This window comes from Pasteurella oralis (assembly GCF_042681465.1).
GTDB classification, from domain to species: Bacteria; Pseudomonadota; Gammaproteobacteria; order Enterobacterales; family Pasteurellaceae; genus Pasteurella; species Pasteurella oralis.
In genome coordinates, this window is record NZ_JBHUFP010000025.1 from 174,732 (window position 1) to 195,337 (window position 20,606).

Annotated in this window: 16 protein-coding genes; 8 read left to right on the forward strand and 8 right to left on the reverse strand. The window is 38.4% G+C overall.

What is annotated here, in order from left to right; all coding sequences use genetic code 11:
- Window positions 1-58: 58 nt before the first annotated feature.
- Together rlmB and rnr are read right to left on the reverse strand one after the other, a co-directional pair.
- On the reverse strand, window positions 59-796 hold the full coding sequence (gene rlmB, locus ACFSAV_RS10260; protein WP_101775272.1) for a 23S rRNA (guanosine(2251)-2'-O)-methyltransferase RlmB: 738 nt from the start codon (window positions 794-796) through the stop codon (window positions 59-61).
- Window positions 797-3,190: a ribonuclease R gene (gene rnr, locus ACFSAV_RS10265; RefSeq protein WP_379099290.1), complete on the reverse strand. Its 2,394-nt coding sequence runs from the start codon at window positions 3,188-3,190 to the stop codon at window positions 797-799.
- Between the two features lie 273 nt (window positions 3,191-3,463).
- Here rnr and ACFSAV_RS10270 point away from each other — a divergent pair, with 273 nt between their 5' ends.
- From ACFSAV_RS10270 to mreD, 3 genes are all read left to right on the forward strand, one after another.
- Complete coding sequence (locus ACFSAV_RS10270) at window positions 3,464-4,519, forward strand: rod shape-determining protein (RefSeq protein WP_101775274.1); 1,056 nt, start codon at window positions 3,464-3,466, stop codon at window positions 4,517-4,519.
- A 78-nt stretch (window positions 4,520-4,597) separates the two neighbouring features.
- Window positions 4,598-5,647, forward strand: a complete 1,050-nt coding sequence (gene mreC, locus ACFSAV_RS10275; RefSeq protein ID WP_101775275.1) for a rod shape-determining protein MreC — start codon at window positions 4,598-4,600, stop codon at window positions 5,645-5,647.
- Window positions 5,647-6,135, forward strand: coding sequence for a rod shape-determining protein MreD (gene mreD / locus ACFSAV_RS10280; RefSeq protein WP_101775276.1), 489 nt, complete (start codon window positions 5,647-5,649; stop codon window positions 6,133-6,135). Before mreC ends, mreD begins: the two co-directional genes overlap by 1 nt.
- Before the next feature lie 156 nt (window positions 6,136-6,291).
- Here mreD and ACFSAV_RS10285 read toward each other — a convergent pair whose 3' ends face one another.
- The 6 genes from ACFSAV_RS10285 to ypfJ all read right to left on the reverse strand — a co-directional run bounded on the left by ACFSAV_RS10285 (window position 6,292) and on the right by ypfJ (window position 13,860).
- A complete protein-coding gene (locus ACFSAV_RS10285) occupies window positions 6,292-6,750 on the reverse strand; it encodes a pyridoxamine 5'-phosphate oxidase family protein (protein WP_101775277.1) in 459 nt (152 codons plus the stop codon).
- A gap of 340 nt (window positions 6,751-7,090) precedes the next feature.
- Entirely contained in the window at window positions 7,091-7,696 is a 606-nt protein-coding gene (leuD, locus tag ACFSAV_RS10290) for a 3-isopropylmalate dehydratase small subunit (RefSeq protein ID WP_379099295.1), read from the reverse strand.
- Window positions 7,697-7,972: 276 nt separating this feature from the next.
- Window positions 7,973-9,379: a 3-isopropylmalate dehydratase large subunit gene (gene leuC, locus ACFSAV_RS10295; protein ID WP_379099298.1), complete on the reverse strand. Its 1,407-nt coding sequence runs from the start codon at window positions 9,377-9,379 to the stop codon at window positions 7,973-7,975.
- A gap of 226 nt (window positions 9,380-9,605) precedes the next feature.
- Window positions 9,606-10,685: a 3-isopropylmalate dehydrogenase gene (gene leuB, locus ACFSAV_RS10300; protein WP_379099302.1), complete on the reverse strand. Its 1,080-nt coding sequence runs from the start codon at window positions 10,683-10,685 to the stop codon at window positions 9,606-9,608.
- Between the two features lie 281 nt (window positions 10,686-10,966).
- The gene (gene leuA, locus ACFSAV_RS10305; protein ID WP_379099305.1) at window positions 10,967-12,526 is read right to left on the reverse strand and encodes a 2-isopropylmalate synthase; all 1,560 of its coding nucleotides are present in this window, start codon (window positions 12,524-12,526) and stop codon (window positions 10,967-10,969) included.
- Window positions 12,527-13,029: 503 nt separating this feature from the next.
- Window positions 13,030-13,860, reverse strand: coding sequence for a KPN_02809 family neutral zinc metallopeptidase (gene ypfJ / locus ACFSAV_RS10310; protein WP_379099308.1), 831 nt, complete (start codon window positions 13,858-13,860; stop codon window positions 13,030-13,032).
- Window positions 13,861-14,034: 174 nt separating this feature from the next.
- Between ypfJ and lysM the strand changes: the two genes are divergently transcribed.
- The 5 genes from lysM (at window position 14,035) to lon (ending at window position 20,524) form a co-directional block, all read left to right on the forward strand.
- Window positions 14,035-14,478: a peptidoglycan-binding protein LysM gene (gene lysM / locus ACFSAV_RS10315; RefSeq protein WP_379099311.1), complete on the forward strand. Its 444-nt coding sequence runs from the start codon at window positions 14,035-14,037 to the stop codon at window positions 14,476-14,478.
- A 208-nt stretch (window positions 14,479-14,686) separates the two neighbouring features.
- Entirely contained in the window at window positions 14,687-15,985 is a 1,299-nt protein-coding gene (gene tig, locus ACFSAV_RS10320; protein ID WP_379099314.1) for a trigger factor, read from the forward strand.
- Between the two features lie 175 nt (window positions 15,986-16,160).
- Window positions 16,161-16,742, forward strand: coding sequence for an ATP-dependent Clp endopeptidase proteolytic subunit ClpP (clpP, locus tag ACFSAV_RS10325; RefSeq protein ID WP_101775285.1), 582 nt, complete (start codon window positions 16,161-16,163; stop codon window positions 16,740-16,742).
- A 16-nt stretch (window positions 16,743-16,758) separates the two neighbouring features.
- A complete protein-coding gene (clpX, locus tag ACFSAV_RS10330; RefSeq protein WP_379099318.1) occupies window positions 16,759-17,994 on the forward strand; it encodes an ATP-dependent protease ATP-binding subunit ClpX in 1,236 nt (411 codons plus the stop codon).
- Window positions 17,995-18,112: 118 nt separating this feature from the next.
- The gene (gene lon, locus ACFSAV_RS10335; protein ID WP_379099321.1) at window positions 18,113-20,524 is read left to right on the forward strand and encodes an endopeptidase La; all 2,412 of its coding nucleotides are present in this window, start codon (window positions 18,113-18,115) and stop codon (window positions 20,522-20,524) included.
- Window positions 20,525-20,606: the final 82 nt, after the last annotated feature.

Here is a 20,606-nt window from a genome sequence, read left to right on the forward strand (position 1 = left end):
GCCTAGCATTGTGCTAGGCTTTTTTATGGATTAAAGTGTGGTCTGTTTTGTGAAAGTTTTAAGCTAAACGTTGGCGCACAATTTCAAATAGACATACGCCTGTCGCCACAGACACATTTAGAGAGGAAACTGAACCTGCCATTGGAATACTAATTAATTGATCGCAATGCTCACGAGTCAGGCGGCGCATGCCATCGCCTTCCGCTCCCATTACTAAAGCTAATCCTCCCGTTAATTTGGTTTGATATAAGGTTTCTGTTGCTTCACCAGCAGTACCGACGACCCAAATATTATGCTGCTGTTGTAAATCACGTAAAGTCCGTGCCAAATTCGTTACTCGGATTAAAGGCATCACTTCTGCTGCACCACAAGCAACTTTACGGGCAATAGAAGTGAGCTGTGCAGATTTATCTTTAGGGACAATCACTGCACAAACCCCAGCAGCATCAGCAGTGCGTAAACAAGCACCTAAATTATGTGGATCTGTGACACCATCAAGCACTAATAATAATGGGTGAGTTTTATTGGCTAAAATATTATCTAAATCGGCTTCATTGAGCTCTTTAGCAGACTGTACACGAGCGATAATTCCTTGATGAACTTCACCGTCTGCTTTTTTATCTAAGGTTTGCCGGTTTAAGAATTGCACTGAAATGCCTAAATTATGTAGTTCATTTAACAGTGGTTGTAAGCGCTTATCTTCGCGCCCTTTTAAAACATAGACTTCAATTAAGCGCTCTGGTGCATGATTTAAAAACGCACCCACTGCATGAATGCCATAAATATTTTCACTCATTTATTTTCTCTTTTTGGCTGATTTTGACTTTGTTTTGTTGCTAGATGATTTGTTTGAAACTTTTGATTTTCTGACCGCACTTTGGCGTCCTTTGCTTTTGTTGCGTTGCTTTTCAATACTTTCTGCATAACGCTGATTTTTCTTTATTTTATCTTTTAAGGTTTTACCTTGGCGTAGTGGCTTGCGTTCACTTGCCACTAAAGAAAAATCCACTTGACGTTGTTCAAGACTCACGGCTTCTACTTTAATACGTACTTTGTCACCAAGTCGATAGATCATACCACTATTTTCACCAATTAAGCGCTGCTTAGCTAAGTCAAATTGGTAATAATCATTATCTAAAGTCGAAATATGTACCAAACCATCGATGAATAAATCATCTAAGCGTACGAATAAGCCAAAGCCAGTGACAGAAGAAATAACACCACTAAACTCTTCACCGACATGATCTTGCATGTACTCACATTTCAACCAGTCAGCAACATCTCGAGTCGCATCATCGGCACGACGTTCAGTCATTGAGCAATGATCACCTAATAGATCCATTTCATCGAAGGAATAATGATATCCTCCAGTATCGGTTGTTTTGCGTTTTGAACCTTTTAATTTAGCTAAAATATATTTAATGCCACGATGGAGGGTTAAGTCAGGATAGCGCCGAATTGGTGAAGTAAAATGCGCGTATTCTTCTAAAGCCAGACCAAAATGACCAATATTATCAGGTGAATAAACAGCTTGGCTTAATGAGCGCAATAACATAGTTTGAATCAGTTCATGATCAGGACGTTCTCGTACTTGCTCTAACAATTCGGCATAATCAGCGGTTGTTGGTTTCGTACCACCACCTAAGCCTAAACCACATTCATTCAAGAAACCGCGGAAAGCGGTAATTTTTTCTTCACTTGGACCTGCATGAATACGGAATAGAGCAGGTTCTTGGTGTTTTTCAACAAAATTAGCCGCTGCAATATTGGCTAAGATCATACATTCTTCGATGATTTTATGTGCGTCATTACGAATAACAGGTTCAATACGTTCAATGCGTCCCATTTCATTAAAAACAAATTTACTTTCAATAGTTTCAAAATCAATGGCACCGCGTTGATGTCTTGCTGCAACAAGTGCTTGATACATTTTGTGTAGTTCTTGTAAATGCGGAACGAGGTTATGGTAACGCTCGCATAACTCTTGATCACCTTCCAGAATACGTGCAACTTTGGTATAGGTTAAACGTGCATGCGAGTTCATAACAGCTTCGTAAAATGTATAACCCGTGATTTTGCCTTTAGTTGAAACGTTAAGCTCACAGACCATACATAAACGGTCGACTTGTGGATTGAGTGAACAAAGTCCATTAGAGAGAATTTCGGGTAGCATTGGTACAACTCGGTTTGGAAAATATACCGAGTTACCGCGTGCATGTGCTTCGGCGTCTAGTGCGCTACGTAGGCGCACATAATAGCTCACATCAGCAATTGCGACCCAAAGGGTCCAGCCACCACCTCGTTTTTTCTGACAAAAAACCGCATCATCAAAATCACGTGCATCTTCGCCATCAATGGTGACTAATGGGAGTTGACGTAAATCGACGCGACCTTCTTTTGCTTGTTCTGGTACTTCTTCACTGAGTTTTGCGACTTGTTTTAACACCGCTTCAGGGAATTGGTGTGGGATATCGTGATTACGAATCGCAATTTCAACTTCCATACCTTTTGCCATGTTTTCGCCCAGTACTTCAGTAATCATACCGACAGGTTGAGTAAATGTCGCAGTACGAGGTTTTAATTCAACTACGACGACTTGTCCCATACGTGCACCTTGACGATGTTCATTTGGGATCAAAATATCGCGATTAATACGACTGTCATCAGGCACAACATAGCCAATACCATCTTCAAGGAAAAAACGCCCTACAATTTGTTTTTTACGTTGTTGTAATACACGGACGATACGGACTTCTTGGCGACCTCGTCGATCAAATCCATTTGGTTGAGCAAGCACATAATCGCCATGCATGACACGTTGCATTTGGTTATTTGGGATGAACCAATCGCTGTCTTTGCCTTCCACTTGTAGAAAACCATAGCCATCACGATGACCTAATACGCTGCCTTTTAATAAATCTAATTTTTCTGGTAGGGCATAACGTTTACGTTTAGTAAAAACAAGTTGCCCATCATTTTCCATCGCACGTAAACGGCGGCGCATGGCTTCTTGTTGTTCTTCTTGTTTAAGTGAAAATATGGCGAATAACTCTTCTTTTGAAATAGGGGCATTATGTTGGCGAATAATGTCGAGGATGAATTCACGGCTAGGGATAGGGTTTTCATATTTGGCAAGTTCTTCTTGATAGTTAGGATCTTGCGATAACTTACTTTTCTTAATCTTTGACATAGGTTGTTCCTTTTTCAAATGAAAAACGACATACATTAAACTAGCGCAAGTTTGACACTCCGCTACCGTGAAAGCAAGCACAATACTAGGTAGAGAGAGAATCAATTGGATATTATGCTATTAAAGAATGCTTAAATAGGAAAGACAAGGCAATTTTCGATAATTTACAGAAAATTTTCTGTTATAAAGGTACATTTTTTGGTACATTTATGACAATTTTTTCAATACTCAAACTCGAGTATTCATCATTCAATTTAGTTCAGCGGAATTCTTATGTTATTCAAAAAAATTCGTGGTTTATTTTCAAATGATCTGTCGATTGATCTTGGTACAGCTAATACTCTCATTTATGTTAAAGGGCAGGGTATTGTCTTAGATGAGCCTTCTGTCGTGGCTATTCGGCAAGAGCGTTCTGGTGCGTTAAAAAGTATTGCTGCTGTCGGTAAAGATGCAAAATTGATGTTAGGACGTACGCCCAAAAGCATTGCCGCAATCCGCCCAATGAAAGACGGGGTAATTGCCGATTTTTTTGTGACTGAGAAAATGTTGCAATATTTTATTAAACAAGTACATAGCGGTAACTTTATGCGACCAAGTCCACGTGTTTTAGTATGTGTACCTGCTGGCGCGACTCAGGTTGAGCGCCGTGCGATTAAAGAATCCGCTATTGGCGCGGGTGCGCGTGAAGTTTATTTAATCGAAGAACCAATGGCAGCAGCTATTGGTGCTAAGTTACCTGTATCGACGGCAACAGGTTCAATGGTGATTGATATCGGTGGCGGTACTACTGAAGTGGCAGTGATTTCATTAAATGGTATCGTTTATTCCTCTTCTGTACGCATTGGTGGTGATCGTTTTGATGAGGCCATTATTTCTTATGTACGCAAAACATTTGGTTCAATTATTGGTGAGCCAACTGCAGAACGTATTAAACAAGAAATTGGAACTGCATGTATCCAAGATGGCGATGAAATTCGTGAAATTGAGGTGCATGGTCATAATTTAGCAGAAGGGGCACCTCGTTCCTTTAAATTAACTTCTCGTGATGTATTGGAAGCTATTCAACAGCCTTTAAATGGTATTGTTGCGGCAGTACGTACAGCACTAGAAGAATGCCAGCCAGAGCATGCTGCAGATATTTTTGAGCGCGGTATGGTTTTAACTGGCGGTGGCGCGCTTATTCGTAATATTGATGCGTTGCTTTCGAAAGAAACTGGCGTGCCAGTCATTATTGCTGAAGATCCATTAACTTGTGTTGCACGCGGTGGTGGTGAAGCGTTAGAAATGATTGATATGCACGGTGGCGATATTTTTAGTGACGATATTTAATTTCATACAAAAGTGCGGTAAATTTGACCGCACTTTTCCTCACCTTTTTATTGCTGACATTACTAGTCTGATTCAGGTATGAAACCCATTTTTGGAAAGGCTCCGCCTTTAGGTCTTCGTTTAATTTTAGCTATTATTGCATCTATCGCATTAATTGTGTCTGATGGACAAACTAATGCGATGATTAAAGCTCGTAGTGTTATGGAAACAGCAATTGGTGGATTATATTACCTTGCTAATACACCTCGTACTGTACTGGATGAAGTGTCTGATAACTTAGTTGATACGAATAAACTACAAATTGAAAACAAAGTGTTACGTGATCAGCTACGCGAAAAAAATGCAGATTTATTGTTATTAGATCAACTTAAAGTCGAAAACCAGCGTCTTCGTTTACTCCTTAACTCACCTTTACGTACTGATGAATATAAGAAAATTGCTGAAGTACTGACCGCAGAAACCGATGTTTATCGCAAACAAGTTGTTATCAATCAAGGGCAGCGTGATGGCGCTTATGTTGGTCAGCCAATTATTGATGAAAAAGGTATTGTTGGACAAATTGTTTCTGTGGGCGAAAATACGAGTCGTGTATTGTTATTGACTGATGTAACCCATTCGATTCCAGTACAAGTATTACGCAATGATGTGCGTTTAATTGCAAGTGGCACAGGACGTAATGATGAATTAACGTTAGATAATGTGCCTCGTTCAGTAGATATTGTAAAAGGTGATTTATTGGTTACATCGGGATTAGGTGGACGTTTTTTGGAAGGCTATCCTGTTGCAATTGTTGAATCTGTATCACGTGATGGGCAAAATTATTTTGCTACAGTCACGGCAAAACCATTGGCTTCTATAGAACGCTTACGTTACGTATTATTATTGTGGCCAACGAATGAAGAGATGCGAAAAGTTCAATCTATTTCACCAGAGGATATTCGTCGCACAGTACAGCAACGTTTAGAAAACCAAGGCGCAGAAGCGGATAAAGTGAAAAAAACATTAGTAAAAGAAGAAGTAGATAATCATTTACCTGTAGGGGAAGATGTTAACCCAATCTTAGAGAATCCAGCCGAAAATAATCAAGCATTACCTGTGTCAGAGCCACAACAAAGAGAGGAAGAGTAATGGAAAAGCGCTTTTTATTACAATGGTTAATCCTCATTTGTACTTTTATTGTGGCATTAGTGATGGAAATTGCGCCTTGGCCTGCAGATTTCCAAAATTTTAAACCAGCTTGGTTAGTCTTAGTCTTGTTATACTGGGCGCTTTCAGTACCAAATAAAGTGAGTATTGGAACGGCATTTGTACTTGGTGTGGTTTGGGATTTAGTACTTGGCTCAATTTTAGGTGTACATGCATTAGTCTTATCGGTGTTTATTTATTTAGTTGCTTTAAATCACCTGATTTTACGTAATTTATCTTTGTGGATGCAAAGCTTGCTCGTAGTTTGCTTTGTATTTGCTATCAGAATTAGCATTTTTCTAATTGAACTATTCTTGCATAGTGCTGCATTTAATTGGCAAGAGATTTATGGGGCGCTGGCGAGTGGTCTATTATGGCCTTGGGTCTTTCTATTACTTCGCCGTATTCGTCGCCAATTACAATTACGTTAACAATAAATTGTGAGTAATTTTATACTATTGTTCTGTTTGACTCAGATGAGCGAATTTCTTTCTTGTGAAAGATCGTCTAACTTGGAGCTAAAAATAAGGCAGCTGATGTTAAGCTGCCTTTTTGATTGAATTGGTGTTGTATTATCAGTCACAATATTATTTAAGAAATAAACTGAGATCTTCCTCTTCAACTTCTTGTCCCTTTTTCCATTCTATTGTGCTAAATAATCCTAATGAATTATCGACTAAACGTACATATTCTAATTCAATTTCCCATACTGAAAGTCGGCGGATGAGCTGATGAGAGTAAGTCTCTTCGTAGAGTTGGAAAGCAGTTTCCGCTTCTTTACCATAGAGCTGTTTGGATTTGCCAGTAAATTGCACACCTTGCAATGAAGGAACAAAGCGAGTAGGAACAAAAATCGTCCCTGCTACTTGAGGATTTTTCATGATGATTTTAGCATGATGAGTTTGTTCACCAGTCACATAAATTAATCGCTTCAAGTCTTCATCAAAGACATAGTAAAGTCCGTTTGCCCAAGGTAAGTCGTTTTCTGTACAGGCAAGAGTAAATGCATATTGCTTTTTAATAAAATCCACAAGGCGTTTTTGCATGTTTTATTCTCATTATTTTTACAAAAGCGTTTTTTTAAATCCTTGGTATTCTGACACAATTTTGTACAGTGAGTAAATAACTTTTATCAGGGAATACAAGGATATAGCTATTTTTGTTATTCCAGATAAATGTACTTGTTTTTTTATTTAATGAAATACATGGAGTTGACAAAAGGAATGAAGATTATCTTTTGTTGGCAGAGAAACTGTTTTAATTTTATTCGTGATTAGTTAACAGATTACTGTTAATGCAAATGATCACTTAAAGGAACTAATTGATGTGAAGTAAAATTGAGATCTGAAATTAAAAAAGAGATGGGATTCCATCTCTTTTTTAAAATTAGCGTAAAAATACAGGAATTTTACTTTCATATTCGGCAATTTTACTTTCATGTTGTAATGTTAAGCCAATATTGTCTAAACCATTTAATAAGCAATAGCGGCGGAAACTATCGATTTCAAATGGATAAATTTTGCCATTTGCCCTAACTGTTTGTGCTTCCAAATCTACAGTAATTTTTGCCCCTTCATTGGTGACTACAAATTTAAATAATTCGTCTACTTCTTGCTCACTTAAACGAATAGGTAACATCTGGTTATTTAAACTATTACCGTAAAAAATATCAGCAAAACTTGGTGCAATAATGACACGAATACCATAATCATCGAGCGCCCAAGGTGCGTGTTCACGAGAAGAACCACAACCAAAATTTTCACGAGCTAATAAAATACTTGCACCTTGATAGCGAGGATAGTTAAGTACGAAATCTGGATTGGGTTGCTTTCCTTCATCATCTAAGAAACGCCACTCATGGAATAAATGCGCGCCAAAGCCAGCTCGAGTCACTTTTTGTAAAAATTGTTTTGGAATAATTGCGTCGGTATCGACATTCGACGCATCAAGCGGAACGGCGATACCAGTATGTTGTTTAAATTCTTTAGGCATATCGTTTTTCTCTCTTAATTATTGTTACTGTTATCTTTACTTTTACCATTATCGTTACTTGCGTCCTCTCTCTTTTTTGCTTATGCAAAAAAGGAGTAAAAACACACTCTGATTAAACTACTTTTATCTCTTTCCGTGTGGATTTTCTTCACGGAAAATAAGTTGTCTCCACTTTGCTACGCAACGTTATTCCCCTAAAAATTCCCACTGCATTTGGGCAGTTTACATGGGGTGATCGTTGAGTAGCTGTGAAAAGTACGGTTGATTTTAACAAGTTTAATTTAATTCCACGTTGCGAATATCAACAAACTTACCATAAACCGCTGCCGCCGCTGCCATTGCTGGGCTAACTAAGTGAGTACGTCCTCCACGCCCTTGGCGCCCTTCGAAATTACGGTTACTTGTTGAAGCGCAACGCTCACCTGGTGCGAGTCGATCATTGTTCATAGCTAAACACATTGAACAGCCTGGTAAGCGCCATTCAAAACCTGCTTCAATAAAGATTTTATCTAAGCCTTCTTTTTCTGCTTGTTCACGTACTAAACCTGAGCCGGGTACGACGAGAGCTTGGACACCTGCTGCGACTTTACGCCCTTTAGCTATCGCTGCTGCTGCACGCAAATCTTCAATACGTGAATTAGTGCAAGAACCAATGAAAACTTTGTCAATCGTAACATCTGTTAATTTGATACTATGTGGTAAGTTCATATAAGCCAAAGCTTTTTCTGCTGATTGGCGTTCGATTGGATCAGCCATCTCAGCAGGGTTGGGGATGGTTTGCTCAATACCAATGACTTGTCCGGGATTCGTTCCCCAAGTAACTTGAGGCTGAATGTCGCTAGCTTCTAAAGTCACTATTGTGTCAAATTGCGCATCGTCATCGCTATACAACGTTTGCCAATAAGTGAGAGCATCATCCCAATCTTTACCTTTTGGTGCATAGGGTTTATCTTTCAAATAAGCAAATGTGGTTTCATCTGGCGCAATAATGCCCGATTTGGCACCTAATTCAATCGCCATATTACACACAGTCATGCGACCTTCCATAGAAAGATCACGAATAGCTTCACCACAGAATTCCACAACATGCCCTGTGCCACCACCCATTGTTGTTTTGCCGATAATAGCTAGCACGATATCTTTAGCTGTTATGCCTTCACGTACTTTACCGCGTACCTCAATTTTCATTTTTTTCGCACGGGCTTGCTTAATGGTTTGGGTGGCTAACACATGTTCTACTTCCGAGGTACCAATACCAAAAGCTAATGCTCCAAATGCGCCATGCGTTGCAGTGTGAGAATCACCACATACAATGGTCATACCGGGTAAGGTTAAGCCTTGTTCAGGTCCCATAACATGTACGATCCCTTGATTGATATGGTTAATATCATAAAGGGTGATACCAAATTGATCGGTATTTTTGGCTAATTCCACCATTTGAATACGCCCCATTTCACCAGAGCCAGCTAAATCACGGCTATCAGTCGGCACATTATGATCCATTGTTGCGACAGTTTTACTTGGTTGGCGAACTGCTCGTCCCATTGCTCGTAAACCATCAAAGGCTTGTGGCGATGTGACTTCATGTACCAAATGGCGATTAATATAAATCAGCGGTGTTTCACCAGCAGATTCGTGGACGATATGAGCGTCAAAGAGTTTTTCGTATAGGGTTTTGGACATTGTATTATTCCTAATAAAGTTTGGGATTTAATGATGTTATTCTTCATGCTTTCTCTATTACTTTTCTTTGTTTGACCAAAGAAAAGTAACCAAAAGAAAGGTGTCCCTGCGATTTTGCTTTTCTTTACTTAAAGGACATTTTCCTAAAAGTTTCCTGACACTCTGGCGAAACCGAAGGGAATTTATCTGAGTATCAATGAAAAGTGCGGTCAATTTTTTAAAAGTTTTATTTCACCGCTTGTGCGATTAAATCGCCCATTGCTTTGGTTGAAATGGGTTGGCTTTCATCGGCTAAGTCTGCGGTCCGGTGTCCTTCTGCGAGGACTTTTTTCACTGCGTTTTCAATTGCTATGGCCGCATCGTTTAAGTTAAAACTATGACGTAACATCATGGCAGCAGAAAGAATTTGTGCAATTGGATTAGCAATACCTTTGCCTGCAATGTCGGGCGCTGAACCACCAGCAGGCTCATATAGACCAAATCCTTGTTCATTAAGACTAGCAGAAGGCAACATCCCCATCGAACCTGTGATCATGGCACATTCATCTGAGATGATGTCACCAAAGATATTTGAACACAGTAAAACATCAAAAAATTCAGGCTGTTTGATCAATTGCATAGTCGCATTGTCAATGTAGATATGATCTAGTTTCACTTCTGGGTAATCTTTTGCAACTTCAGTGACGACTTCACGCCATAATATGGAGCTAATTAATACGTTAGCTTTATCAACTGACGTGACGTGTTTGCTCCTTTTCATCGCGGTGTCAAAAGCAACACGAGCAATACGTTCAATTTCATAACGGTGATACACTTCTGTATCAAAGGCTTTTTCAGTAGCTCCTTCGCCTTCACGGCCTTTTGGTTGACCAAAATAAATGCCACCTGTTAATTCTCGTACAGTCACCATATCAAAGCCTTTCGCTGCAATATCGGCACGTAATGGACAGAATTTCTCTAAACCTTGATAAAGTGTGGCTGGGCGTAAATTACAAAATAAAGCAAAGTGTTTACGTAATGGTAATAATGCCCCACGTTCAGGTTGTTGAGTTGGTGGTAGATTTTCCCATTTCGGACCACCAACTGAGCCAAACAAAATTGCATCACTTTCTTCGCAGCCTTTTAACGTAGCCTCTGGTAGTGGTGTAGCATGGCGATCAATCGCAATTCCACCTACATCAAACATGCGGTAGTTTAATTTGAAATGGTATTTTTGTTGAACAACATCTAATACTTTAATGGCTTCTGCCATGATTTCTGGACCAATTCCGTCACCGCTTAAGACGGCGATATTGAATGTTTGCATTTAGGATTCCTTTGTTTTTTGATTAAACTTGATTGTCTTAAGCTTGTTTATTTGCTTTGTGTTATTTGCTACTTTTCTTTGTTTTGTCAAAGAAAAATAACCATAAAGAAAGATAACCCTGCTAAGCTTTTTTCCCCTCTTTCTATTCACATTTTTTGACGAGAAGTTTAAAACTCACCAACCTTGTTAGTTCAAACAGGCTAAATTTTCTTAAAAATATGAATTCCATTCAGTGGTTTAGAAGGAAACCTATCACACTACTGCAAAAGTGCGGTGTTTTTTTATACACCTGCAATTTTATGTAATTTTAAATCTGCCACTTTTTGTGAACGATAAATCGCATTGATGGCATGGATTAACGCTCTAGCGGAGGATTCGACAATATCTGTTGCTAAACCAACACCGTGAAAGCGTCTGCCATCGTGCTCGACTACAATGTCTACTTGCCCTAAAGCTTCTGCACCTTCACCTTTAGCTGTTAAATTGTAGTTCAACATTTTTATCTCTAGGCCTGTGATCGCCAAAATCGCATTGTAAACTGCATCCACTGGACCATTTCCACCGTTTGATACTTGACTGACTTTCTTACCATCTAATTCAACTTGCACAAATGCCGAAGCAGGTAAGTGGCTAATACATTGTGAAGTGATCACATCTAAGGTTAAGCGATCTTCGTCGCCTTGCTGCATGTCGATAAATGCTAATGCTTCTAAATCGTAATCAAAGACCTGACCTTTTTTATCCGCCAATTTTAAGAAGGCTTGGTAAAGTTTATCTAAATTATAGTCACTTTCTTGATAACCCATTGTTTCCATATGACTTTTTACTGCTGCGCGCCCAGAACGGGCAGTTAAGTTTAATTGTTCTTTTTTCAAGCCAATACTCTCTGGCGATAAAATTTCGTAAGTATTTTTATGTTTTAGCATACCGTCTTGATGGATGCCCGATGAATGTGCAAACGCGTTAGAACCCACGATAGCTTTATTTGGCTGGATTGGCATGTTGCATAGTTGACTCACCATTTGGCTAACACGATGAATCTCTTGAGTATTAATTTTACTATCTAATCCCTTGAATATATCTTGACGAGTTTTGATTGCCATCACGACTTCTTCTAATGCCGTATTACCTGCACGTTCGCCAATACCGTTAACCGTACATTCGATTTGTCTTGCACCATATTGCACCGCTGTTAAGGAGTTTGCTGTTGCCATACCTAAGTCGTTATGGCAATGCACTGAAACAATTGCTTTATCGATATTGGGTACACGGTTCATCACATTATGAATAATGTCGCCAAATTGGGTTGGTAAAGTGTAACCTACTGTATCAGGGATATTGATAGTTGTTGCACCAGCATTAATAGCAGCCTCAACAATATGACAGATATTATCAACGCCAGTACGCCCCGCATCTTCACAAGAAAATTCAACATCATCAGTATAATTTCTGGCACGTTTTACTGCCTGAATTGCCATATCCACCACATCATCAAAAGTACGACGTAATTTGCTCTCTACATGTAATGCTGAGGTTGCAATGAAGGTATGAATACGAAATGCTTCTGCAACTTTTAAGGCTTCAGCAGCAGCATCAATATCTTTATCTACAGCACGAGATAATGCACAAACACGACTATTTTTAATATGGCGCGCAATAGTCTGTACAGATTCGAAGTCTCCTGCCGAAGAAACGGGGAAGCCGACTTCCATTACATCAACGCCTAAACGCTCTAATGCTAATGCAATTTGTAATTTTTCTTTTACAGTTAAACTGGCTTTTAAGGCTTGTTCACCGTCACGTAATGTTGTATCGAAAATGATGATATTATTGTTTGCCATGTTGTGTTCCTTACGTTTAGTTTTTTGACTAAAGTGCGGTGTGTTTTTAGAAAATTTCGATAAAAAAACCCGCCTATTTAGTGCGGGTCAAATTGATTGGATTTTTTGTTTACTGTTTTTTATCCACAACTTAGCCGCACAACTGAGGTGAGAGCAGAAGATTGAGTGATAAAGAAACAATATTGCACATAAAATCAAACCATTATTGGAAACTGGATGTTTCTCATCTTACTGATAAAAAACGGGCTGTCAAATAAAAATTTGGTATTTAATTTGCTTTTTAGTGCATTTATTATAATTTTATTAGTGTTAAATTCTGATTGTTTTTTAATTTGTGAATTTTAATTCTGTTATTTTGGTTGTGGATGCAGTTTTGTACTAACTTTTGTTTGGATAAGATACAAAATATTTGTTTTTTATTTTTACAAAAAATTAACAAAAAGTGCGGTCAAAATGTTATATTTTTTGACCGCACTTTTAACAACGATGAAAATGAGTAGACATTATTGGAATGTATTACATTGGTTCGGATCACCTGTATTTAAACCACGTTTAAACCATTGTAAACGTTGTGCTGAAGTGCCATGAGTAAAGCTATCTGGTACAACATAACCTTGGCTGCGTTTTTGTAAACGATCGTCACCAACTGCCTCGGCAGCATTAAAGGCTTTTTCGATATCACCACTTTCAAATAAACCTGTTTTCGCTGCTTGGTGTCCCCACACTCCAGCAAAGCAGTCTGCTTGTAATTCTAATTTGACTGATAAGCGGTTCGCTTCGCTTTGGTTTGTTTGTTGACGTAGACGGTTGACTTGTGGAAGGATACCTAATTGATTTTGAATATGGTGTCCGACTTCATGGGCAATGACATAAGCGAAAGCTGCTTCACCACCGGCACCAAGCTTATGTTTCATGTCACTATAAAAGGATAAATCAAGATATACTTTGTTATCATTTGGGCAGTAAAATGGTCCCATCGCGGATTGTCCTGTGCCACAAGCAGTATGAGTAACACCGTTATATAACACCATAATAGGTGCTTGATAGCGTTGATTGTGACGAGCAAAATAGTTATCCCACACAATTTCTGTGTCAGCCAGTACTACGCGAGATAAGCTATTTAGTTCTTGTTCTTCTTGTTGATTAAGAGCAGAAGACTGCTGTAAACCAAGATCTGGTGTACCTACTAAGCCTGATAAATCAATACCATAATAGGCACCAATAAGGAGGATAATTAAGCCTAAAATACCAGATTTGCCACCATTACTGCTATAACCGCTAGCGGAACGCCTATCTTCTACATTTGTACTTTCTCTACGACCACGCCAACGCATGTGAATACCCTTTCATTGAATTTAAAACTAACATTCTAGCGCAAATTGCTTAAAGTGCAGTCAAATTTAAGAAAGAATTTTCAAATAGTGTAAATATTCTGCTTAACAATGGACTTCATCAAATTATTTAGTTAAGGTGGTTGACGAGTATTTAATAACAATGAGGAATTTAATATGGGATTATTTAATTTCGTTGGTGAGATTGGTCGTAAACTATTTTCAAAAAAAGAAGATGCTGCTGATGCAGTTGCTCAGCATATTAAAGAAGACAACCCAGGCATTGAAGATGTTGTAGTGAAAGTTGAAGAGGGTGTTGCAATTATTGAAGGTACAGCAGAATCAGCAAGTGCATTGGAAAAAGTTGTACTGATGGCTGGTAATGTTGCGGGTATTACGGAAGTGAAAGTCGATAATGTGACCATTAAAAATGGTGAACGTTTAGCGGGTGAAGATGAATTTTATGTGATTCAAAAGGGTGACACGTTGTGGAAAATTGCGGAAAAAACTTATGGCAATGGCACAAAATATACCGCGATTGTTGAGGCTAATAAAGAAGTCATCAAAGATGCTGATAAAATTTTCCCAGGACAAAAAATCCGCTTACCAAAAGCGCTGTAATCAGTCAGTAAACATGAGAAAGGAAAGCCCTCAATGCTTTCCTTTTTATTTTAGTTCAAAAAATGTACAAATATACGTTTTTGTTCGGCATTTTCTCGACTGATGTGTTTTATCTCGTTATAATTCGTCGGTTATTTTTAACTTTAATTTTTACTAACGTGTTCGGTGTGTGCGTTCGCCGAGTGCAAATTCATTTTGAGGTAATATAATGTCATTTACTATTGAAACAACTCAAGGTCTTGAGCGTCGTGTTCAAATCACCGTTCCATCTGACACTGTTGAAAGCGCAGTACGTGAAGAATTAAAACGTGTTGCAAAAACTGCGCGCGTTGATGGTTTCCGTAAAGGTAAAGTACCACCACACATTATTGAAAAACGTTTTGGACCATCTGTCCGTCATGATGTATTGGGCGAATTATTACAAAGCCACTTTTTCAATGTAATGATTGAACAAAAAGTTAATTTAGTGGGTCGCCCGTCTTTTGCAGTTGAGCAGTTTGAAGCAGGTAAAGATTTAGTTTTCACTGCTACTTTTGAAGTGTATCCAGAAGTTGAATTAAAAGGTTTAGAACAAATCAAAGTAGAAAAACCAGTTGTTGAAATTACGGATACAGATATCGAAAAAATGATCGAAGTATTACGTAAACAACAAGCAACTTGGGCAGAAAATACTGATGCGGCTAAAGCAGAAGATCGCGTTGTGATCGATTTCGTTGGTTCTGTTGATGGTGAAGAATTTGAAGGTGGTAAAGCAGAAGACTTTACTTTATTCATGGGTCAAGGTCGCATGATCCCAGGTTTTGAAGAAGGTATCGTTGGTCATAAAGCAGGTGAACAATTTGATATCAATGTGACATTTCCAGAGGAATACCATGCTGAAAACTTAAAAGGTAAAGCAGCTAAATTTGCAATTAATTTGAAAAAAGTTGAAGTGATGGTATTACCTGAGTTAACAAATGAGTTCGTAGCGAAATTTGGTCCAAATACGAAAACTATCGATGATTTACGTAATGAAATTCGCAAAAATATGCAGCGTGAATTAAAAAATGCATTAACAGCTAAAGTAAAAGGTCAAGTTATTGATGGTTTACTCGAGCAAAATGTCATTGAAGTACCTGCTGCTGCAGTAGAACAAGAAATCGAAGTATTACGTGGTCAAGCTGCACAACGTTTTGGTGGTAACAATGAACAAGCCGCACAATTACCGCGTGAGTTATTTGAAGAACAAGCGAAACGCCGCGTGCAAGTTGGTTTATTATTAGCAGAAGTCATTGCATCTAACGAATTAAAAGTGGATGAAGCTCGTGCAAAAGCAATGATCGAAGAAATAGCTTCTGCTTATGAACAGCCAGCTGAAGTTATTGAATATTACAGCAAAAATAAAGAGTTAATGAATAATATTCGTAACGTTGTATTAGAGGAACAAGCTGTTGATGCAGTACTTGCACAAGCACAAGTGACTGAAAAAGCTGCTTCTTTTGATGAAGTGATGAATACACAAGCATAATTTATTAGTGTTTTAAACAATTAATTTTTGCGTGATTAAGTGCGGTCAGAATTTTAATAATTTTGACCGCACTTTTTTATCGCGATAAGAAATATTCGAGTTAGAAAAATTTGAATTTTCAGGTAGAATAACTGAATGCATTAAATTTTATTAAATTGGATTGAAAGAGGTAAATATGAGTGTAATTCCTATGGTTGTAGAGCAAACCTCAAGAGGTGAACGTTCTTACGATATTTATTCGCGTTTATTGAAAGAACGAGTCATTTTCTTAAGTGGCGAAGTAGAAGACCGTATGGCTAATTTAATTGTCGCTCAGTTGTTATTTTTAGAATCAGAAGATCCAGAGAAAGATATCAATATTTATATTAATTCGCCGGGTGGTTCTGTCACCGCAGGGATGGCAATTTACGATACTATGCAATTTGTTAAACCTGATATTCGAACACTTTGTGTTGGGCAAGCCTGTTCAATGGGTGCATTTTTGTTAGCGGGTGGTACAGCAGGTAAGCGTATTGCGCTACCTAATGCTCGAGTCATGATTCACCAGCCCCTCGGTGGCTTCCGTGGTCAAGCATCAGACATTCAAATCCATGCACAAGAAATTCTAAAAATCAAACATACTTTGAATGAGCGTTTAGCATTTCATACTGGTCAAAGCATTGAACGTATTGAACGCGATACAGATCGTGATAATTTCATGTCAGCAGAAGAAGCGAAATTATATGGTTTAGTTGATGAAGTGTTAGAAAAACGATAAGAATTTAGGATACAAAATGGAAAAAGACACTGAATTACATTGTTCTTTTTGTGGTAAAGAGCAAAAAGAGGTCAGTAAATTAATTGCAGGTACTTCGGGTTATATTTGTAATGAATGTATTGAGTTGTGCCATCATATGCTGTTATCAGATGAAACAGAAGAAACAAGCTCAGAAAGTGTAGAACAACAAAAGTTACCAACACCACATGAAATTCGGGCACATTTAGATGGTTATGTGATTGGGCAAGATTACGCAAAGAAGGTGTTAGCTGTAGCGGTATATAATCACTATAAGCGTTTACGTTCTGATAAAAAAATTACCGATGTGGAACTTGGTAAAAGTAACATTTTGTTAATTGGACCAACAGGAAGCGGTAAAACCTTATTAGCCGAAACAATGGCTCGTATGTTAAATGTTCCTTTTGCCATGGCTGATGCAACAACATTAACTGAAGCAGGTTATGTTGGTGAAGATGTTGAGAATGTATTACAGAAATTAGTACAAAGCTGTGATTATGATGTAGAGCGTGCAGAGCAAGGTATTATTTATATTGATGAGATTGATAAGATCACGCGTAAATCTGAGAATCCCTCTATTACACGTGATGTGTCAGGTGAAGGTGTACAACAAGCTTTATTAAAATTAATTGAAGGTACGGTTGCATCAATTCCGCCACAAGGTGGTCGTAAACACCCGCAGCAAGAAATGTTACGAGTGGATACGTCAAAAATTTTATTTATCTGCGGTGGTGCATTTGCGGGCTTAGATAAAGTCATTGAAAAACGGGTACATGTGGGTTCTGGCATTGGCTTTAGCGCTGAGGTTAAAGGTAAGCAAGATAAAGCCACGTTAAGTCAATTATTTGAGCAGGTAGAGCCAGATGATTTAATGAAATTTGGTTTAATTCCTGAATTCATCGGCCGTTTACCTGTAGTCGCGCCACTTGCTGAATTAGATGAAGACGCGTTAGTGAAAATTTTAACTGAGCCGAAGAATGCATTAATTAAGCAATATCAAGCGTTATTTGGTTTAGAAAACGTGGAATTAGAATTTACACCACAGGCTCTAACCGCGATGGCGAAGAAAGCCTTAGAACGTAAAACTGGGGCAAGGGGATTACGCTCTATTGTTGAAGCAATCTTGTTAGACACTATGTATGACTTGCCTTCTTTGGAAAATCTGAATAAGGTGATTGTGGAAGAAAGTACAATTACTGAAAAACAGCCGCCAAAGCTAGAATATAAAAATTAATCATTCAATCAAATAAAAGTGCGGTTAATTTCACCGCACTTTTTGTTTATTCACTTGATTTATTAAAAATTATCCTCATATTAGACAAAATGTCCTAATTTAACTAAGAGAGTTCGGAATGAGCGTCAAAAAACAGAAACAAACCATTCCAGTGTTACCATTGCGTGATGTCGTCGTCTTTCCTTATATGGTGATGCCATTATTTGTCGGTAGAGCAAAATCAATTCGTAGTCTTGATGAAGCAATGGAAACTGGTAAGCAATTATTATTAGTTTCACAAAAGCAAGCCGATTTAGAAGAACCGACCATAGATGATGTTTATGATGTTGGTACTGTAGCAAATATTATTCAGTTATTGAAATTGCCTGATGGTACAGTCAAAGTATTAGTCGAAGGGCAGCAGCGTGCCAAAATTAACCATTTGGAAGATAATGGCGAGTTTTTCTGTGCAGAAATTAAGCCAATTGAAACAGAATTTGGTGATGATAAAGAACTTGCTGTAGTTAAGAAAGCCACGTTAGCTGAATTTGAAAAATATGCGAAGTTAAATAAAAAGGTGCAACCAGATGTGCATTCAGCGTTAGAACGTATTGATGAATTTGATCGTTTAAGTGACACTTTGGCAGCACATATGCCAGTAGCAGTGAAACATAAGCAAAAAGTGTTAGAAATTCCAAATGTCGTTGCACGTTTTGAGTATTTGCTTGGTTTAATGGAATCAGAAACAGATTTATTACAGGTTGAAAAACGTATTCGTGGTCGCGTAAAAGAGCAAATGGAAAAAACACAGCGTGACTACTATTTGAATGAGCAAATTAAAGCGATTCAAAAAGAGCTTGGTGAAACGGATAGTGTTGATGAAATTGAACAGCTTCGTCAAAAAATTGAAGAAGCGAAAATGCCTGCGGAAGCAAAAGAAAAAACAGAGGCAGAACTACAGAAATTAAAAATGATGTCACCAATGTCTGCTGAAGCTACAGTAGTACGTAGTTACATTGATTGGATGATACAAGTTCCTTGGAACAAACGTACAAAAGTGAAAAAGGATCTTGCTAAAGCACAGCAAGTATTAGATGCCGATCATTATGGCTTAGAGCGTGTCAAAGAGCGCATTTTAGAATATCTCGCAGTACAAACGCGTTTAAATCAAATCAAGGGTCCTATTTTATGTTTAGTCGGACCACCAGGCGTGGGTAAAACCTCATTGGGGCAATCTATTGCACAAGCAACGGGACGTAAATATGTACGCATGGCATTAGGTGGTGTGCGTGATGAGGCGGAAATTCGAGGTCACCGTAAAACGTATATTGGTGCTTTGCCGGGTAAATTGATTCAAAAAATGGCAAAAGTAGGGGTAAAAAACCCATTATTCTTGCTTGATGAAATCGATAAAATGAGTTCAGATATGCGTGGTGATCCTGCTTCTGCCTTATTAGAAGTACTTGATCCAGAGCAAAATACTACATTTAACGATCACTATTTAGAAGTAGATTATGATTTATCCGATGTGATGTTTGTGGCAACTTCAAATTCAATGCGCATTCCTGCGCCATTGTTAGATCGTATGGAAGTTATTCGTCTTTCTGGCTATACCGAAGATGAAAAATTGAATATCGCGACACGTCATTTATTGGCGAAGCAAATGGAGCGTAACGGCTTAAAAGCAGGTGAGCTTGAGATTGAAGAGAGTGCAATTCTCGATATTATCCGCTATTACACACGTGAAGCTGGTGTGCGTAGTCTTGAACGTGAGATTTCAAAGATCTGCCGTAAAGCAGTGAAGAACTTATTATTAGATAAGAAGTTGAAATCAATCAAAGTGAATACTCTCAATTTAGCTGAATTTTTAGGCGTGAAGCGTTTTGAATTTGGTCGTGCGGATACACAAAATCGTGTGGGAGAAGTAACAGGGTTAGCTTGGACAGAAGTTGGTGGGGATTTACTCACTATTGAAACGGCATCCGTGCTTGGTAAAGGTAAGTTAACTTACACGGGTTCATTAGGCGATGTCATGAAAGAATCAATCCAAGCAGCAATGACAGTCGTACGAGCAAGAGCAGAAAAATTAGGTATTGCTTCTGATTTCCATGAAAAACGTGATATTCATATTCACGTACCAGAAGGCGCTACGCCAAAAGATGGTCCAAGTGCTGGTATTGCAATGTGTACAGCGTTAGTGTCTTGCTTAACAGGTAACCCAGTGAAAGCAGATGTCGCAATGACTGGTGAAATTACATTGCGTGGAAAAGTATTACCAATTGGTGGACTAAAAGAAAAATTATTAGCTGCACATCGTGGCGGCATTAAAACTGTGATTATTCCGAAAGAGAATGTAAAAGATCTTGAGGATATTCCAGATAATGCAAAAAATAATTTAACTATTCACGCAGTGGAAACGATTGATGAAGTGTTAACTATTGCATTAGAAAACGCACCAACAGGAGTTGAGTTTGTGAAGCTTTCACCAGTGAGTGCGGCAAAAGCAGTACGTAAAAGCCGTTCAACTTCACGTAAAAGTGCGGTCAATTAATTGATACTTTTGTAAATTAAGCCAAGTTGTTATGATTTGGCTTAATTTTATTTTGCCCGTGCGAATAGAGGGACTTTCTATT

What these genes read in the sequence shown, in the direction of transcription:
- ACFSAV_RS10270 (WP_101775274.1), top strand. Translation starts at nt 3,464, where the DNA reads ATGTTATTCAAAAAAATTCGTGGTTTATTTTCAAATGATCTGTCGATT.
- lon (WP_379099321.1), top strand. Translation starts at nt 18,113, where the DNA reads ATGAGCGTCAAAAAACAGAAACAAACCATTCCAGTGTTACCATTGCGT.
- leuD (WP_379099295.1), bottom strand. Translation starts at nt 7,696, where the DNA reads ATGCCTAAAGAATTTAAACAACATACTGGTATCGCCGTTCCGCTTGAT.
- tig (WP_379099314.1), top strand. Translation starts at nt 14,687, where the DNA reads ATGTCATTTACTATTGAAACAACTCAAGGTCTTGAGCGTCGTGTTCAA.
- clpP (WP_101775285.1), top strand. Translation starts at nt 16,161, where the DNA reads ATGAGTGTAATTCCTATGGTTGTAGAGCAAACCTCAAGAGGTGAACGT.
- clpX (WP_379099318.1), top strand. Translation starts at nt 16,759, where the DNA reads ATGGAAAAAGACACTGAATTACATTGTTCTTTTTGTGGTAAAGAGCAA.
- ypfJ (WP_379099308.1), bottom strand. Translation starts at nt 13,860, where the DNA reads ATGCGTTGGCGTGGTCGTAGAGAAAGTACAAATGTAGAAGATAGGCGT.
- lysM (WP_379099311.1), top strand. Translation starts at nt 14,035, where the DNA reads ATGGGATTATTTAATTTCGTTGGTGAGATTGGTCGTAAACTATTTTCA.
- ACFSAV_RS10285 (WP_101775277.1), bottom strand. Translation starts at nt 6,750, where the DNA reads ATGCAAAAACGCCTTGTGGATTTTATTAAAAAGCAATATGCATTTACT.
- mreD (WP_101775276.1), top strand. Translation starts at nt 5,647, where the DNA reads ATGGAAAAGCGCTTTTTATTACAATGGTTAATCCTCATTTGTACTTTT.
- rnr (WP_379099290.1), bottom strand. Translation starts at nt 3,190, where the DNA reads ATGTCAAAGATTAAGAAAAGTAAGTTATCGCAAGATCCTAACTATCAA.
- mreC (WP_101775275.1), top strand. Translation starts at nt 4,598, where the DNA reads ATGAAACCCATTTTTGGAAAGGCTCCGCCTTTAGGTCTTCGTTTAATT.
- leuC (WP_379099298.1), bottom strand. Translation starts at nt 9,379, where the DNA reads ATGTCCAAAACCCTATACGAAAAACTCTTTGACGCTCATATCGTCCAC.
- leuA (WP_379099305.1), bottom strand. Translation starts at nt 12,526, where the DNA reads ATGGCAAACAATAATATCATCATTTTCGATACAACATTACGTGACGGT.
- rlmB (WP_101775272.1), bottom strand. Translation starts at nt 796, where the DNA reads ATGAGTGAAAATATTTATGGCATTCATGCAGTGGGTGCGTTTTTAAAT.
- leuB (WP_379099302.1), bottom strand. Translation starts at nt 10,685, where the DNA reads ATGCAAACATTCAATATCGCCGTCTTAAGCGGTGACGGAATTGGTCCA.